The organism is Saccharopolyspora elongata, assembly GCF_004348985.1.
GTDB lineage: Bacteria > Actinomycetota > Actinomycetes > Mycobacteriales > Pseudonocardiaceae > Saccharopolyspora > Saccharopolyspora elongata.
Window position 1 is genome coordinate 11,626 of record NZ_SMKW01000102.1, and the last position, 16,585, is coordinate 28,210.

Genomic DNA, 16,585 nt, shown 5'->3' on the forward strand with positions numbered 1-16,585 from the left:
CCTACTCCCTCGGGGCGTAATGCGAAGTCTGGGGCATGCGATCACTCACGCTAGCTGATCGACCTGCAGCGTAGTGCCGTTCCGTAACAAGTCGTCATCGGCCGGCGATGAATCCAAGCACATCCTGCCGGGTCACCACGCCCGCGGGCTTGCCGTCGATCAACACCATGGCCCCGTCGGCACCGGCCAGCGCGGACATCGCCGCGCTGATCTCCTCGCCCGCGCCGATGGTCGGCAGCGGCGGCGACATGTGCAGTTCCACCCGGTCCGCGAGGTTCGCGCGGCCGGCGAACAGCGCGTCGAGCAGGTCCCGCTCGTTGACCGCGCCGACCACCTCGGCGGCCATGATCGGCGGCTCCGCGCTGACCACGGGCATCTGCGACACGCCGAACTCGCGGAGGATCGCGACGGCGTCGGCCACGGTTTCGCTCGGGTGCACGTGCACCAGGTCCGGGATGGTGCCGTCCTTGCGGCGCAGCACGTCGCCGACCGAACCGCCGCCGTGGTCCGGCGAGAGGAACCCGTAGGACGCCATCCAGGAGTCGTTGAAGACCTTGGTCAGGTAGCCGCGGCCGCCGTCGGGCAGCAGCACGACGATCACGTCGTCCGGGCCGGTCGTCTTGGCGAGCTCCAGCGCCGCCGCGACCGCCATCCCGCAGGAACCGCCGACCAGCAGCGCCTCCTCGCGGGCCAGCCGGCGGGTCATCTCGAACGAGTCGGCGTCGGAGATCGCGATGATCCGGTCGCAGACGTCCCGGTCGTAGGTGGTGGGCCAGAAGTCCTCGCCGACGCCTTCGACCAGGTAGGGCCGCCCGTTGCCGCCGGAGTAGACCGAGCCCTCCGGGTCGGCGCCGATGACCTGCACGCGGCCGTCGGAGACCTTCTTCAGGTACGCGCCGGTGCCGGAGATGGTGCCGCCGGTGCCGATGCCCGCCACGAAGTGCGTCACCTTGCCGCCGGTCTGCTCCCAGATCTCCGGGCCGGTGGAGTGCACGTGCGACTCCGGGTTGGCCGGGTTGGCGTACTGGTTCGGCTTCCAGGCGCCGTCGATCTCCCGGACCAGGCGGTCGGAGACGTTGTAGTAGGAGTCCGGGTGCTCCGGCGGCACCGCCGTCGGGCACACCACGACCTCCGCGCCGTAGGCCTTGAGGACGTTGCGCTTGTCCTCGCTGACCTTGTCCGGGCAGACGAACACGCAGCGGTAGCCCTTGCGCTGGGCGACCATCGCCAGGCCCACGCCGGTGTTGCCGGAGGTGGGCTCCACGATCGTGCCACCTGGGCGCAGTTCGCCGGATGCCTCGGCTGCTTCGATCATGCGCAGCGCGATGCGGTCCTTCACGCTGCCGCCGGGGTTCAGGTACTCGACCTTGGCCAGCACCGGGGTCTGCCCGCTGGCCACCGCGTTAAGCCGCACCAGGGGTGTGTTGCCCACCAGTTCGGTGACGTGCTCGACGTAGTCCACGTCCGGTCCTCGATCCTTCGTAACTGCTGCTCGCCGGGTGTGTGACGTCGAGCCTAATCGCCTGGTCACCGGCTAACTCAAGGGACCTGGAACGCGACACACCGGCAGGGAACGATTTCGGTCCGCGCCGCGTCTTGCCAGTGACGGGGAATTCGCCGCGCGGACCCGCGGTGAGGTGGGTGACCATTTCCCATCCCCGTGGGCGCGGCCGTGACCCGGCCGCAGGACTGGTGAGGGAGGGCCGAATGATCGCGGCGAAGGCATTCCGGCTCGCACTGCTGGCGGCGGGCACCGCCGGAGGACTTTCCGGCGCGGCGTACGGGCTGCTCAACGGGCAGGCAGGGTACGCGCGGCGGGTGATCGGCCCACCGGCCAACGATCCCCTGCGCGGCGACGGCATCCACCTGCCCAGCGGCAGCGGCCCGGTGCCGCGCAGCGACCTATCCGACGGCGCCGAGCCGCTGGAGTTCGCCGTGCTCGGCGACTCCGCCGCGGCGGGGCTCGGCGTCGACTTCCAGGCGGATCTGCCCGGGGTGCGGCTGGCCCGCGGCCTGGCCGAGGAGCTCGACCGGCCGGTCGCGCTGACCACGCACGCGATCGTCGGAACCACGTCGCAGGAGCTGGCCGCGCAGGTGGACGCCGCGCTGCTGCGCCCGCCGAAGCTGGTGCTGATCATCATCGGGGCCAACGACGTCACTTCGAAGCTGCCGGTGTCGGCCTGCGCGGAGCTGCTCGGCGACGCGGTGCGGCGGCTGATCGACGCGGAGGTCGCGGTCGTCGTCGGCACCTGCCCGGACCTGGGGGCGATCCGGCCGATCCCGCAGCCGCTGCGTTCCATCGCGCGGCACTGGAGCCTCGCGCTCGGCCGCGCGCAGCGACGCGTGGTGGAGGCGGCCGGTGGGCGCGCGGTGCCACTGGCGGACCTGCTGTCGCCGGAGTTCCTGGCGCGGCCGGGCGAGTTCTTCAGCCCGGACCGGTTCCACCCCTCGGCGGCGGGTTACGAGGCGGCGGCGGCGATCCTGCTGCCCGCGATGTGCTCGGCGATCGGCGAGTGGCGGGGTGGCCCGCTGCCGCCCGCCCCGACCAGGTCGAAGGCGGCCGAGGCACGCCGCCCGACCAGCCGGATCGTGGCCCGGCTCAACCGCAGGCTGCACCAGCGCGGGAACTCCTGAGCTCACCCGAAGCGACGTACTGACCGGTCGGTTTGGGGCTTGCCCGGTGACCGTCGTCACCGCGAAGATGGCGGTACCGGATCTAAAGTGACCGCTTGGTACGGCCATGTCGCCCCGAGGCGGTCGCACCGCGTTCCGCGGCCGCGAACAAAGGAGTTCCCATGCCCGAAGCAGTCATCGTCGCCACCGCGCGCTCCCCCATCGGCCGAGCAGGCAAGGGCTCGCTGAAGGACCTCCGGCCCGACGACCTCACCGCGCAGATCATCCGCGCCGCGCTGGACAAGGTGCCCGAGCTGAACCCGGCGGACATCGACGACCTGATGCTGGGCTGCGGCCTGCCCGGCGGCGAGCAGGGCTACAACATGGCGCGCGTGGTCGCCGTGCTGCTCGGCCAGGACCAGCTGCCCGGCACCACTGTGACCCGCTACTGCTCGTCGAGCCTGCAGACCACCCGGATGGCGCTGCACGCGATCAAGGCCGGCGAAGGCGACGTGTTCATCAGCGCCGGCGTCGAGATGGTGTCCCGGTTCGCCAAGGGCAACTCCGACTCGCTGGAGGACACCAAGAACCCGCTGTTCGCCGAGGCCCAGGCGCGCACCCAGCAGACCGCCGAGCAGGGCGCGGACTCCTGGACCGACCCGCGCACCCTCGACGTGATCCCGGACGTCTACATCCCGATGGGGCAGACGGCCGAGAACCTCGCCCGGCTCAAGGGCATCAGCCGCGACGAGATGGACGACTTCGGCGTCCGCTCGCAGAACCTGGCCGAGAAGGCGATCGCCAACGGCTTCTGGAGCCGCGAGATCACCCCGGTCACCACCCCCGACGGCAAGGTCGTCGACGCCGACGACGGGCCGCGGGCCGGCGTGACCAAGGAAGGCGTCTCCGGGCTCAAGCCGGTGTTCCGCCCGGACGGCCGGATCACCGCGGCCAACTGCTGCCCGCTCAACGACGGCGCCGCCGCGCTGGTGATCATGAGCGACACGAAGGCCAAGCAGCTCGGCCTGACCCCGCTGGCGCGGGTCGTGTCGACCGGCGTCTCCGGCCTGTCGCCGGAGATCATGGGCCTCGGCCCGGTGGAGGCGTCCAAGCAGGCGCTCAAGCGCGCCCGGCTGGGCATCGGCGACATCGACCTGGTGGAGATCAACGAGGCGTTCGCCGCCCAGGTGATCCCGTCCTACCAGGACCTGGGCATCCCGCTGGAGAAGCTGAACGTCAACGGCGGCGCGATCGCGGTGGGCCACCCGTTCGGCATGACGGGCGCCCGGATCACGACGACGCTGATCAACTCCCTCCAGTGGCACGACAAGCAGTTCGGCCTGGAGACCATGTGCGTCGGCGGCGGCCAAGGCATGGCCATGGTCCTGGAACGCCTTTCCTGATTCAGGCGATGAGCAAAGGGCGCCTCTGACCAACGACTCGACCAGAGGCGCCCTTCACCTCGACAAGACTGTCCATAGACGAGAAGAAACGGGCCCAGCCGTCCAACAATGGACAGCTGGGCCCGTTTCGACGCCTCTGGCGGACCTTGCGATCAGCTACTGCGTACCGCCGCTGCGGTGCTGACGATCGCACTGCGGGGGCCGCCGCAAGCGGCGAAGCCGCTTAGCCCACCCTCGCAACTCGCACCGCCGCGGGTTCTCAGACGTCGTCTGGCGAGGACAGCCCCGACGCCGCGTATTGGTCATACGTAAGTCGGGGCTCCCACAGTCCAGGCGGCGTCTGAGGTTCCGCCACCCGCACCGCCACGCAAAACGAGCCTGGAAATACCTGTCTTGTCAGTCGCTGCTTTGGAAGTAGGAGAGCAGGCGGAGGATCTCCAGGTAGAGCCAGACCAGGGTGGTCATCAGGCCGAAGGCGATGTACCAGGCGAACTTGGCGTCCACGCCGCCCTTGATCGCCTGGTCCGCGGCGTCGAAGTCGAGCAGGAAGCTGAACGCCGCGATGCCGATGCACAGCAGGCTGAACGCGATCGCGAGGCCGCCGCCGTCGCGCAGGCCCAGTCCGCCCGGGGTGAAGAAGCTGGCGATCATGTTGACCAGCATCAGCACCGCGACACCGGCGATGGCGCCGATGATCCACTTGGTGAGCTTCGGGGTGACGCGGATGGCGCCCGTCTTGTAGACCACCAGCATGGCCGCGAAGACACCGACGGTGCCCGCGATGGCCTGGATGATGATCCCCGGGTTGCCGACCGCAAGCGCGATCACGTAGCTGATGCCGCCGAGGAACACGCCCTCGACCGCCGAGTAGGCGATGACCAGCGCCGGGCTGATCTTCTTCTTGAAGATGATGACCAGCGAGATCACCAGGCCGATGATCGCGGCCGGCAGGGCCAGCGCGACGGCCGGCGGACCGACCAGGTAGGTCAGGGTGCCGGTGATCACCGCCAGGCCGAGCGTGATCGCGGTCTTGGTGACCACGTCGTCGATGGTCATCGGTCGCGCGGTCTGCGGCGGCGCAGCCGGCGCCTGGCCGAAGGGCGCAGCAGGCTGCCCCTGGCCGTAGTTGAAGTTCGCGTAACCGCCGGTCGTCGGCAGGTTGCGGAACGCTGGGTTGCTCGATGTGCGCAACTCATCCTCCTGGGGCGTGCTTGCGCCGTCACTCGGAACAACGATCGGGGGCGTTGACCGGTTCCCGTTTCGGTAAAACCGACTTTACCGTTCGATCTCTCCGCTCCCCATCGAGGCGGGGCACTACTGGGTATCGATTTCGCGAACAGTAACGATCACATCGCGTCGCCAACCGATCACCGGCGCTGCGACCGGTAGGCACCGAACGAGGCCGGGATGCCTGCGGTGCGGCCCAACGGGTGACCGAACCGAACTGTACGTGCGCGACCTTCGGCGGGCAGTAACCGGAAAGGTACACCTAATGACCTCTTGTGGACACACTCCGTGATCGGAATCATCGCGTGAGGCGACCACCCGTGCTCCTGGTCGGGGTTCGGAGAACGAGCACGTGGCGCCTCTCACCTCCACCACCGGAACTGGAGCTGCATGCGCATGTTCAGGAAATGGCTCATGGCGGTGCTCGGCACCGCCGTGCTCGCGGGGGGCAGCTTGCTCGCCACCCCCGGGGCCGCTAGCGCCGACCCGCAGGAGGCGATCGGCCACGAGACCCGGCCCGGGCAACCGTACCGGGGCAATCCGGAACCGGACCGCGACTGGCTGGGTTCCTACCTCGTCAACGGGCAGCAGGTCTGGTGCGTGCAGTTCGCGCTGACCGCCCCGGACAGCGGCGAGGAGTACCAGCCGGGCGACGAGCTCAAGACCAAGTGGGGCACGAAGCTCCCGGACGACGTGGCGGCGAACATCTCGTACCTGCTGCTGCGCTACGGCAACACGCAGTCGCCGGACGAGGCCGCCGCGCTGGCGCACCTGCTGCACTCGTGGACCGCCGCGCCCCGCAGCCAGGCGGACCTCGACCCGCAGAACGACTTCAAGCGCATCGGCTACGACGCCGACGCCCACTTCGCCAAGCTGCCGCAGGGCGCGCAGGCCGCGGTCGAGGAGCTCAAGGCTGAAGCCGCGGCGAACCGGGGCCCCTGGAAGGCCGAGCTCACCGCACCAGAGGGCGAGCAGACCATCGGCCAGGCCGCGGACTGGACGCTCGCCGTGCAGCGCGCGGACGACAAGGGCGTCGGCGGCGTCCCGGTCGAGCTCGCGCTGACCGACGCGACGGTCGAGGGCCTGGACGCCGACGGCACCGTCACCACCCCGGAGGACGGCAGCCCGCTGGCGCTGAAGGTCACGCCGACCGGCCCGAACCCGAAGATCACCGGCAAGCTGTCCGCCCCGGCCGAGCGGCCGTACGTGCGGCAGGCCGTCAACCAGCCCGACACGACCCAGCGCGTCGTGTCCACCGGCGGCGAGCAGGAGCTCTCCGTCGAGGCCACCGCCACCGCGGTGACCGCGCCCGGCGTGGTGCACGTCGGCAAGGTCGACGCGGAGAGCCAGGCGGGCATCGCCGGCGTCTCGCTGCGCGTGACCGCCGCGGACGGCTCGCCCGCGCTGCGCCAGGACGGCACCCCGCTGCTCGGCGAGGACGGACAGCCCCTCGTGGTCGTCACCGGCGAGGACGGCACCGCCACCGTGCCCGACCTGCGCACCCCGCAGGAGATCAAGCTCACCGAGGTCGCGCCCGCCAAGGGCTACGAGGAGGCGTTCGACGAGGCGAACCCGCCGTCGGTGTCCGGCACGGTCCAGCCCGGCGAGACGCTGGAGCTGAGCCTGGCCAACACGCCGAACACCCCGACCGTGCCGATCCACATCCCGGCCGGTGACCCGACCCCGGCGGACGGCGGGACTCCTGCCGGACTGATCGGCGGTCTGGCGGGTCTGACCCTGGTCGCGGCCTTCGGCGCGGTGGCGGTGCGCCGCCGGATCGGGGCGGGGCGGCAGCGGTGAGCAAGTCTCGACGTTCCCTGTTCGCGCTGGTGGCGGTCGGCATCATCGGACTGGTCGCGGCGGTCGTCCTGATCGCCGGCGGTCTGTTCGGCGGCGATCAGCCGGCCGCCCCGGCCGAACCGACACCGCACGCCGCGGCCGTCGCCCCGCAGGCGCTGCCCGCCCAGCCGGTGCACGTGCCGGCCGGGCAGCCGCCGGGCACGATCCGGCTGCCCCAGGGCGGCACGGCGGAGCTCGTGCGCAAGGAGATCGACCGCTCGGGAACCCTGCCGGTGCCGGACGGCGTCGGCGAGGCGACCTGGTGGGGCGCCGGGCTGGACGCGCCGAAGGGCGCGACGGTGCTCGCCGGGCACGTCAACTGGAAGGGCACCGTCGGGCCGTTCGCCGAGCTGTGGGAATCGCAGACCGGCCAGCCGGTCACCGTCGTCGACGACGCCGGCCGGGAGTACCGGTACCGGGTGTCGGAGGTCGTCACGGTGGACAAGGACGAGCTGCCCGGCCGGGCCCGCGAGCTGTTCGGCCAGGGTGGGGCGCATCGCCTGGTGCTGGTGACCTGCGGCGGGCGCTACGTCGGCGGTGACCTCGGCTACGACGAGAACCGCATCGTCGTGGCCACCCCGGAGTAACCAGCCCGACCGCCTCCGGGCGGCCCGGCGGACATCCCGGAACAAGCGAAAGGGCCGGTGGATCTTCCTCCACCGGCCCTTTCGCCACTTCCGAACCACGGAACCTTCGTTCCGTTCGCCGCAATTTCAATGGAAATCAGGGCTCTGATTTCCATTGAAATTGCGGACCTAACGCCTCTTCTTGCCCTTCTTGGCCGACGCGGCCTGCTTCCCCGGCCGGTTCTTCGGCTGGTTCTTCTTGCCGCCCGGCCGGTTGCCCGGCCGCTGACCGTTGGCTCCGCCGGCCTGATTGCCGCCGGCCGGCTTCGCGCCGCCAGTCGTCGCCGCGGCCGGCTCCGCTTCCTCTTCGCCGTTCTTGGCCTCGGCGCGCACCGGCTTCTGGCCCGGCTTCGGCCGCGGCGCCGCCTTCTTGGCCTCGATCTCCTTGGCCTTCTCGCGCTCCTGCTCGCGGTCGATCTTCTTGGTCAGGAAGTGCTGCTGGCCCAGCGTCCAGACGTTGTTCGCCAGCCAGTACAGCAGCACCGCGATCGGCAGGAACCAACCGGAGATGATCGCGCCGACCGGCGCGATGTACATCATGAACTTGGCCATCATGGCCGACTGCGGGTTGGCCATCGCCGCGTCGGTCTGCTTCTTGACCGACAGCCGCATGGTGAAGAACGTGGCCACCGACGCGATGAGCATCAGCGGGATGCCGACGATCATCATGGACGTCCGGTCGGTGCCGAACAGCGCGAGCTGGTCTGCGGGCTGGGTGATCCAGTTCCCCAGCTTGGCGCCGAAGATGTCGGCGTTGATGAACGACTCGACGCCAGCCCGGTCGAAGATGTAGTTGCTCTCCGCGCCCGGGTGGAAGTTCTGCAGCACGTGGAAGAGGCTCAGGAAGACCGGAATCTGCAACAGCGCGGGCAGACAGCCGCCGAGCGGGTTCACCCCGTGCTCGGACTGCAGCTTCTGCATCTCCTGCGCCATGCGCTGGCGATCGCCCTTGTACTTCTCGCGCAGCTTCTGGATCTGCGGCGCGAACTTCGCCATCTTGCGGCCCGCGCGCAGCTGGCTGATCGCCGGCTTCAGCAGCACCACGCGCAGCGAGAACACCAGGAAGAACACCGAAAGCGCCCAGGCGAAGCCGTTGTCCGGCCCGAGCACGGCGCCGAAGACCTTGTGCCAGAACCACAAGATCGCCGACACCGGGTAAAGGATGAAGGAGAAAAAGTCTGCCACTCAGCCACTCCTGGTCATGGCCCGGCTATCCGGCGCTACCGGGGCGTACGTGCGCAGCCGCACCCGAGCAAAATGCAGGAACAGCCAACCCAAGGGTGCCATGCCCGGGCATAACACGGCCGCCACCCCCTGGAAATGTGGCGCGCCCCAAGTCGCCCGACCCACGGGACGGACCCCATTTCGCCTGCTCACCCGGTCAGGTGACGAAAGCGACCAGCCGAGGATCCCGTCCGGATCGAAGCGCCGCTTCAGCACCGCCGAGAGTTCGCGCACGTCCTCTGACACGTAGCGGCGGTACATACCCGCGGTCTTCGGTCCGATGCCGTGCTCGGCGCTGAAGGTGCCGCCGTGATCCCGCACCGCCGTGTCGTAGACGAGCCGGCGCACGCCATCGACCGCGTCGGGGTCGGCGGCGACCTGCACGGGCAGCGGCAGGAGAACCGTGTGGCGCTGCGGGAGGCCGACTTGCGGTGTGACCGGCCTTGACGGGCCTGGCCGCCCCGGCGCGCCTAGCGTGTTCGCCGGAGCGACGAGGACCGGGAGTCGGCGATGGCGGACACGGACAAGGGCGGCGAGAGCACGCTCACGGTGCTGGTGGCGCTGGGCATCAACCTGGCCATCGCGGCCATGAAGGCGTTCGCCGGGGTGATCACCGGGTCGGCGGCGATGCTCTCCGAGGCCGCGCACTCGGTGGCCGACACGTGCACCGAGGTGTTCCTGCTGACCGCGCTGCGGCGCTCCGGCAAGCCCGCCGACGCCCGCCACCCGTTCGGCTACGGCAAGGAGCGGTACTTCTGGTCGCTGATCGCCGCGATGAGCATCTTCGTCTCCGGCGCCGTCTTCGCCTTCATCGAGGGCTTCCGCACCCTGCTCGGCCCGCCGGAGGAGCAGACCCAGCCGCTGGTCGGGTACGTCGTGCTCGCGATCGCGTTCGTCCTGGAGGGTGTGTCCTGGCTGCGCGCGATGCGGCAGGTGCGGGCCGAGGCCGCCGAGAGCGGTGACAAGATCCTCCACCACCTGCGGATTTCCGACGATCCGACGGTCAAGACGGTGCTGTTGGAGGACAGCGCCGCGCTGGCCGGGCTGCTGCTCGCGTTCGCCGGGCTCGGGTTGCACCAGCTCACCGGGTCGAGCGCCTGGGACGGGCTCGCCTCGCTCGCGATCGGCGCCCTGCTGGCCGCGGTCGCCTACACCATGGCCCGCACCAACCTGGGGCTGCTGATCGGCCAGCAGGCCGACCGGCGGCTGCTGGCGGCCGTGCGGAACAGGCTCGCGGAGCAGCCCGAGGTGGACTTCGTCGTGGACGTGCTGTCCATGAACACCGGGACCGACCGGGTGCTGTTCTGCGCCCGCCTGGACTTCGCCGCGGCGCTGGACTCCACCGAGCTGGAACGCGTCGTGGTGCGCATCGACTCGATGCTGCGCGCCGAATTCGCGGAACTGGACGAGGTGTTCCTGGAGCCGGTGCCGCGCAACGACCCGGAGCTGCGCGCCCGGGTCCTCGCCCGCTACGGCCACCCGCTCTAGAACCTGCTTCCAAACTTGCTCTGCGTGGCGGTGCGGGTGGCGGCCCCCCTGCGGGAACTACGGTCGCCTTCTCGCGGTGGGGATCCCCGACTCATGAATGCCAATTCACCACGCCGGGGCCTCGGTCGTGAGTGTTTTGGAGCGCTATGGCACTCCAAAGCACTCACGACCGGAGAACGCTCAGCGCTTCAGCGCGCGGGCGATGATCCGGCCCGCGAACAGGTAGATCAGCGCCGCGAGGCCGTAGTTCAGGATCAAGCCGATCGTCGCGTCGTCCGGGGTGAACACGTCGCCGAGGCCGAACACGAAGAACTTCGCCGTGCCGTAGGTGAACGCGACGAAGTCGTTGTCCTGGTTGGCGCCGACGACCGAGAAGATGATGTGCAGCACGAAGACCAGCGCGATCAGCGCCGTGAACACCTGGATCACGCGGCCGATCGTGTCGGCGCTAGGCCCCTGGAAGCGCGGCCCGCGGTCGCGGCGGTCGTCGTAGTCCCGGTCCCGGTCCCGGTGGCGGTCCGCGCGGGACTCCCGGTAGCGATCGCGCTCCGGCTCCCGGTACTGGTCGTCGCGGTAGGGATCCCGGTACGGGTCGTCGCGATAGCGATCGTCGTACGGGTCGTCCCGGTAGCGGTCCTGGTACTGGTCGCGGTACCGGTCGTCGTACTGGTCGTCGCGGTAGCGGTCCTGGTACGGCTCCGGGTCGCGGAGCGTGCCCTGGGTCCCGGAACGGCTCGGGTTCCGGGGGCTCCATGCGCTGCTGGATGCGCGTCGCCGGGGGTTGGTTGGCGGGCGGCTGCTGGACCGGGTGCTGCCCGACCGGCGTCGACTGGCCCATCGGCACCGTCCCGGACGGCGCAGCGCCCTGCGGACCGCCGGGCGGCGGCATCGGCGGGCCTCCCGGGGGCGGGCCCTGCGGCACCACCTGCGTCGGCTGACCGCCTGGCGGCGGGCCCTGCGGCACTACCTGCGTCGGCTGACCGCCTGGCGGCGGGCCCTGCGGCACTACCTGCGTCGGCTGGCCTGCTGGCGGCGGGCCCGGCGGCGGGCCTTGTTGCTGGCCGGGCGGCGGTCCGGGCTGACCTACTGGCGGGCCTTGCACGCCACCCGGCTGACCGGGCGGTCCCGGCGGGCCCTGGTGCGGTCCCGGCGGCGGTCCCGGCTGGGGTGGCATCGGCTGCCCCGGCCCCTGCCGGGGCGGCCCGGGTTGGCCCGGCGGCATCTGGCCGGGTGGCATCTGGCCTTGCGGCGGCTGGCCCGGCGGCTGCGGAGGCCGTCCCGGCGGCGGTCCGCCCTGCGGTGCTCCGGGTGGCGGCCCCGGCCGCTCGGGGGGTTGTCCGGGTCCCGGCCGCCCTGGATCACCGGCTCGGGGATCTGCGCGCTCATAGGCCATGGCCGCGCATTGTCCCGGTTGATCGCCCCGGTACGAAACCCCTTTCGCCGCGCGCGGCCGATGAGACGCACCACAACACCCACCGGAAACGCCCGGGGTAGAGCGAACGGACCGTTCACCTCACCAACCGAGACCAACAGGCCATTCACCTCACACCAAGCACAACGAGCGAACGGACCGTTCACCTTCACCAACCGAGACCAACAGGCCATTCACCTCGGCTATCGACGTGAACAGGCCGTTCGCGCCAGTCCCGGGTCACCGCTGCGTGCTTGCCGAGGTGTCCGCCGGGGTTGCGAGGTGGTACTCGAAGAGGCCGAGGATCTCGTCGTGTTTCAGGCCGTTTCCGCGGGCCGTTGCTTCGGCGGCTGCCTGTTCGCCCAGTTCGGCGCGCAGTTCGCCGGTCAGGCGCGCGATGTCCGGGTTCAGCGCGTCCGGCGCTCCTCGCAGCGCTGCGGCCGCTCCGAGGAGTTCCGCAGCCGCCGCGGGTTCCCCGGTCCGGGCCGGTAGTTCGGCGATCGCGCTGCCGATCGCCGCCACCAGGACCAGGTCCGACGTCTTCGACGCCGCGGCGAGCGCCGATCGCAGGTCGCGCCGGGCCTCCTCGCACGCACCGCGAGCCAGGGCGAGCCGCGCCCGGGCCACTCCGTGCAGCGATCGGAAGACCGGGTCGACGTCTCGGCGCGGCCCGGCCGCCCACCACGCGAGGTCGTACTGCGCGTCCGCGGCCCGCAGGTCGCCGCCACCGCGCGCCAGGTCGCCGAGCTTCAGCCGGGCGAGGGCGAGGTGCTGGGCTGCCGGTTCGGACTCGATCACGCCGCGCAGTTCGGCTTCCGCGCGTTCGGCGTCCCCGGCGTGCGCGTACGCGGTCGCCAGCCAGATCCGCTGGTGGTGGTCGTTGCCGAGCTCGCGGGCCGGGGCCATCGAGCGCCGCAGAGCCGCGATCGCCGCGTCGGGATCGCCGAGCATCGTCCGCGTGATGCCGAGGTAGGTCAGCGAGCTGACCATCCCCCACCGCTCGCCCAGCTCCCGGAACCGCTCGGCGGCCGTGGCGAGATCGTCGCAGGTCTTCGGCAGGGCACCGCGGTTGCCGTTCACCAGCGCCCGCACGAACGACAGCATCGCCCGCGCCAGCGGCGCCGGATGCGGCTGCCGCCGGTCGATCGCCGCCAGGGCCGCGTCGAAATCCCCGGTGAGCAGCGCGATGAGCGGCTCGATCACGGCTCCGGAAGGGTGCTCGCTGCCGGCTGATTCGCGGCATCTGCCGATCGCCTCGGGGGCGACTTCGCCGGAGAGCACCGCGTTCAGCAGGTAGGCGGCCGTGGCCGGGACGCGGTTCGCCGCGGTGGCGTCGGCGGGAAGTTCCAGCGCCGTCCGCAGGAGCCGGGCCGCCTCGGCGTGATCGCCGTGCATGGTCAGGTAGTAGGCGAGCGCCGTCGCGAGCCGGATCGCCGTGTCGGCGTCGCCCGCACCGCAGGCGAAGCGCAGCGCGACGCGGAAGTTGTCGCGGTCCGCGGCGAGCCGGGGCGCCCATTCCAGCTGTTCCGGCCCGCGCAGGTGCGGTGCGGCCTGCTCGGCGATCTCGCGGAAGTACCGCGCGTGGGCGGCCCGGACGCGGTCGGCGTCGGCCAGCTTCTCCAGGCCGTACTCACGGATCGTGTCCGGCATCCGGTACCGGATCGACCGTCCATCGTGGACCGGATCGACGACCAGCAGCGACTTGTCCACCAGCGCGGACAGGACCACTGCGGCGGGCAGGTCGGCGGGGCAGACGTGTTCGGCGGCTTCCGCGGTCATCGAACCGCCGAACACCGCCAGCGCTGCGACGACCGATCGTTCCGCCTCGTCGAGCAGGTCCCAGCTCCAGTCGACCACCGCGCGCAACGTGCGGTGCCGGGGCAGCGCGGCCCGGTTTCCCTGGGTGAGCAGCTGGAACCGGTCGTCGAGCAGCGCGAGGACGCGATCCGCCGGCAACGACCGGACCCGCGCGCTGGCGAGTTCGATGGCCAGCGGCAGGCCGTCCAAGCGCCGGCAGATCTCGGCGATCACGCCCGCGTTCCCGGCCGTCACCGCGAAATCCGGGTTCGCCGCCCTCGCCCGGTCCACGAACAGCCGTCCTGCGGGGCTGGTCAGCACACCGGCGACGTCCGCGCCCGACGGCGCCAGGCCCAGCGGCGGCACCGGCACCAGCGCCTCGCCGAGCAGGCCCAGGGGCTCCCGGCTGGTGGCGAGCAACCTCAGGTCCGGGCAGCTGCCGAGCAGCCCGTCCGCGAGGGACGCGACCGCGTCCAGCTGGTGCTCGCAGTTGTCCAGCACCAGCACGACCGGGGCCGGTGACAGCGCGTCAGCCAGCCGATCCAGCGCGTCCCGACCATGCGGTGCCGTCCTGGGCCCGAGAGCGTCGAGAACCGCCTGTGGAACGTCCGCCGGGTCGGACACCGGTGCCAGTTCCGCGAACCAGACCGCCTGCTCACCGGCCAGGGCGGCGGCCGCGGTCGTCGCCAGCCGCGTCTTGCCCACGCCTCCCGGGCCGGTCAGCGTGACCAGCCGGTGCTCGGCCAGCCTCCGGTCGACCAGGGCCAGTTCGGCATCGCGCCCGACGAAGCTCGTCAGCGCGGCGCGCAGGTTGCTGCCGCGCGGCCGTGCGGTTGTTTCCTCGCGGAGCACGGCCAGATGCGCCTCGCGCAGCTCCGGCGACGGGTCGGCGCCGAGCTTTTCCGCCAGCGCCACGCGGAAATCCTCGTAGCTGCTCAGCGCTTCGGCAGTTCGCCCGGTCGACTGGAGCGCGCGCAGCAGCAGTGCCCGGGCGCGCTCGCGGTCGGGATGCGCCGTGGTCAGGGCCTGCAATTCGGTCACCAGCTGCGGGGATTCGGCTCCGGTCTGCAGATCGACCTGCGCCCGGTCCTCGATCGCGGCGAGCCGCAGCTCGGCCAACCGCACCCGCGCCGCCACGGCGAACGGCGCGTCCGGGACGTCCTCGAACGCGGCTCCGCGCCACAGCGCCAGCGCTTCGCGCAGCAACCGGCCCGCCTGCTCGATGTGCCCGTCGTGCAGGGCCCTGCGGCCGTCGCGGGCGAGTTCCTCGAATTGCCTGCAGTCCACCGATTCCGCGTTCAACCGGTATCCGTTGGACTCGCGCAGCACGGCGTCCGGCAGGAGCCGCCGCAGCCTCGACACCAGCGAGTGCAGCGCGTGCACGCGGTCGGCGGGTCCGTCGGCGCCTGGCCACAGGGCCTCGGTCAGCGCCTCCACCGAAACGGTGCGCCCGGAGTCCAGCGCGAGCCGACCGAGCAGCGTGCGCAGTCGAACGCCGCCCACGACGACCTTCTCGCCGCCGGCACTGATGTCCAACGGCCCGAGGACTCCTATCCGCATGCGCCCACCCTGCCAGGAAAGCGCGGAGCGGCGAATTCCGCCGCTCCGCGCGAATTCCGCTCAGCAGACCTTTCCGGTGGATCCGATGGTGACGTTGTCGCCGCCGGTGGTGACGATCAGCCGGTATTCGGCGCGATTGCCGCACTCGAAGTTGAAGAGGGCGTTCTTCGAGCCGTCGGAGGTCTTGGACTTCGTCGTCACGCTGGTCCAGCCCGAACCGCTCTTGCGCTCCAGCTTCCCGGTGACCTCGCAGCCCGACTGGTTGGTCGTGGCGCTGGCGCGCAGGCCGAACCCGGTTTCGCCGAGGCTCTTCGAGTGGCCGGTGAACTTGCAGGACGCGGCCGCCTCCGGGCCGGCGGGCGCGGCCTGCGCGGGAATGCCGACGAGGGTCAGGGCCAACGCGGCGGTGCCGATCATCGACAGGGCGAAGCGCTTCATGGAACTACCACCTACACAACGATTCCCTTTGCCCGGTCTGCCGGAAACAGCGCGGCGAACCGGGATGGGCGAAGAATTTCAACGGACGCGGGTCACGCTACGCGCGGCCGGTCAACGGCACCGGCAGAACGGCGCGGCCGGGAAATTCCCCACAGAACAAGCGGAAAAAGCAACCCCGCACCATTCCGGCGCGTCCGGATATTCGCGTCCCGATTCCGGATCGGGAGGAAGCGGACAACCCGCCTGCTGCGAGCGGGCTGTGTGCGGTTTGCGAGCGCCGCACCGCAACCTCGGCCCATGTCTGCGAAATCGATCAACGCGCGGCTCGCCACGGGCTTCGCGCTGCTGGCGACCGGAGTGCTCTCCGGGGCGTTCTTCTACGGCTGGGCCAACGTGACGCCGACGTTCTCGGCCGTGCCGCTGGACGTGCACCTCGCGTTCCGCATCGAGTTGATGAAGGTCAACGGCGTCGTCATGCAGCTCCTGATGGCGGCGGCGGCCGCGACCACCGGCTGGCTGGCCTTCAGCGCCCGCGGCCGGGCGCGCACGCTGGCGATCGCCGCCACCGCCTTCGCAGTGGCCTCGATCCTGGTGACCAGGTTCGGGAACGTGCCGATCAACCAGGAGATGAAGCGCTGGGCCGCCGGCGAGCTCGCCCCCGACCACCTGGACCGGCTCGCGGTCTGGGGCACGTTCAACGACATCCGGGTGACCACGGCTCTCACCGCCTTCGTCCTGGTGATCATCGCTGCGAACCTGGCCGGAGCCCGCCGGTGACGCGGGCCCCGGCGGTGACGACCTCGCTGGACCCGGATGCACCGCTGGACGACTTAGAGTTCCTAACAGAATGATCACTTGTAGTGACTGGCATTCCCTGATGGTTGATCATGATCGTGTGAAGAAGGGTGAGCAGCCGCCATGGATCGTGTCCGACGAGCTGTGGGAGCGAATCGAGCCGT

Annotated in this window: 14 protein-coding genes; 6 read left to right on the top strand and 8 right to left on the bottom strand. The window is 70.9% G+C overall.

Annotated elements, in window-relative coordinates; genetic code table 11:
* Positions 1-94: 94 nt before the first annotated feature.
* Entirely contained in the window at positions 95-1,462 is a 1,368-nt protein-coding gene (locus E1288_RS41190) for a cystathionine beta-synthase (RefSeq protein WP_132494093.1), read from the bottom strand.
* Positions 1,463-1,707: 245 nt separating this feature from the next.
* Between E1288_RS41190 and E1288_RS41195 the strand changes: the two genes are divergently transcribed.
* A complete protein-coding gene (locus E1288_RS41195) occupies positions 1,708-2,634 on the top strand; it encodes an SGNH/GDSL hydrolase family protein (protein WP_132494094.1) in 927 nt (308 codons plus the stop codon).
* Between the two features lie 161 nt (positions 2,635-2,795).
* On the top strand, positions 2,796-4,016 hold the full coding sequence (locus E1288_RS41200) for an acetyl-CoA C-acetyltransferase (RefSeq protein WP_132494095.1): 1,221 nt from the start codon (positions 2,796-2,798) through the stop codon (positions 4,014-4,016).
* 396 nt (positions 4,017-4,412) lie between these two features.
* Here the strand turns inward: E1288_RS41200 and E1288_RS41205 are convergent, their stop codons facing one another.
* The gene (locus E1288_RS41205) at positions 4,413-5,207 is read right to left on the bottom strand and encodes a Bax inhibitor-1/YccA family protein (protein WP_132494096.1); all 795 of its coding nucleotides are present in this window, start codon (positions 5,205-5,207) and stop codon (positions 4,413-4,415) included.
* Positions 5,208-5,639: 432 nt separating this feature from the next.
* Between E1288_RS41205 and E1288_RS41210 the strand changes: the two genes are divergently transcribed.
* Together E1288_RS41210 and E1288_RS41215 are read left to right on the top strand one after the other, a co-directional pair.
* Positions 5,640-7,043 (top strand): MSCRAMM family protein, encoded by a 1,404-nt coding sequence (locus E1288_RS41210; protein ID WP_165968537.1) that lies wholly within the window; start codon positions 5,640-5,642, stop codon positions 7,041-7,043.
* Positions 7,040-7,669 (top strand): class F sortase, encoded by a 630-nt coding sequence (locus E1288_RS41215; protein ID WP_132494097.1) that lies wholly within the window; start codon positions 7,040-7,042, stop codon positions 7,667-7,669. Before E1288_RS41210 ends, E1288_RS41215 begins: the two co-directional genes overlap by 4 nt.
* 168 nt (positions 7,670-7,837) lie before the next feature.
* On the opposite strand, the gene yidC is transcribed toward E1288_RS41215, so the two are convergent.
* Complete coding sequence (gene yidC / locus E1288_RS41220; RefSeq protein ID WP_235884169.1) at positions 7,838-8,860, bottom strand: membrane protein insertase YidC; 1,023 nt, start codon at positions 8,858-8,860, stop codon at positions 7,838-7,840.
* Between the two features lie 33 nt (positions 8,861-8,893).
* Entirely contained in the window at positions 8,894-9,328 is a 435-nt protein-coding gene (locus E1288_RS47565; protein ID WP_268952022.1) for an FAD-linked oxidase C-terminal domain-containing protein, read from the bottom strand.
* 114 nt (positions 9,329-9,442) lie between these two features.
* Here E1288_RS47565 and E1288_RS41230 point away from each other — a divergent pair, with 114 nt between their 5' ends.
* On the top strand, positions 9,443-10,420 hold the full coding sequence (locus E1288_RS41230) for a cation diffusion facilitator family transporter (protein ID WP_132494100.1): 978 nt from the start codon (positions 9,443-9,445) through the stop codon (positions 10,418-10,420).
* A gap of 180 nt (positions 10,421-10,600) precedes the next feature.
* Here E1288_RS41230 and E1288_RS41235 read toward each other — a convergent pair whose 3' ends face one another.
* The 4 genes from E1288_RS41235 to E1288_RS41245 form a co-directional block, all read right to left on the bottom strand.
* Positions 10,601-10,849, bottom strand: a complete 249-nt coding sequence (locus tag E1288_RS41235; RefSeq protein ID WP_235884170.1) for a hypothetical protein — start codon at positions 10,847-10,849, stop codon at positions 10,601-10,603.
* Positions 10,850-11,503: 654 nt separating this feature from the next.
* Positions 11,504-11,806: a hypothetical protein gene (locus E1288_RS47570; protein ID WP_165968539.1), complete on the bottom strand. Its 303-nt coding sequence runs from the start codon at positions 11,804-11,806 to the stop codon at positions 11,504-11,506.
* Positions 11,807-12,071: 265 nt separating this feature from the next.
* Positions 12,072-15,188: a BTAD domain-containing putative transcriptional regulator gene (locus tag E1288_RS41240; RefSeq protein WP_132494101.1), complete on the bottom strand. Its 3,117-nt coding sequence runs from the start codon at positions 15,186-15,188 to the stop codon at positions 12,072-12,074.
* A 60-nt stretch (positions 15,189-15,248) separates the two neighbouring features.
* Complete coding sequence (locus tag E1288_RS41245) at positions 15,249-15,626, bottom strand: peptidase associated/transthyretin-like domain-containing protein (protein WP_132494102.1); 378 nt, start codon at positions 15,624-15,626, stop codon at positions 15,249-15,251.
* 297 nt (positions 15,627-15,923) lie between these two features.
* Here E1288_RS41245 and E1288_RS41250 point away from each other — a divergent pair, with 297 nt between their 5' ends.
* The gene (locus E1288_RS41250) at positions 15,924-16,403 is read left to right on the top strand and encodes a DUF1772 domain-containing protein (protein WP_132494103.1); all 480 of its coding nucleotides are present in this window, start codon (positions 15,924-15,926) and stop codon (positions 16,401-16,403) included.
* Positions 16,404-16,585 lie beyond the last annotated feature (182 nt).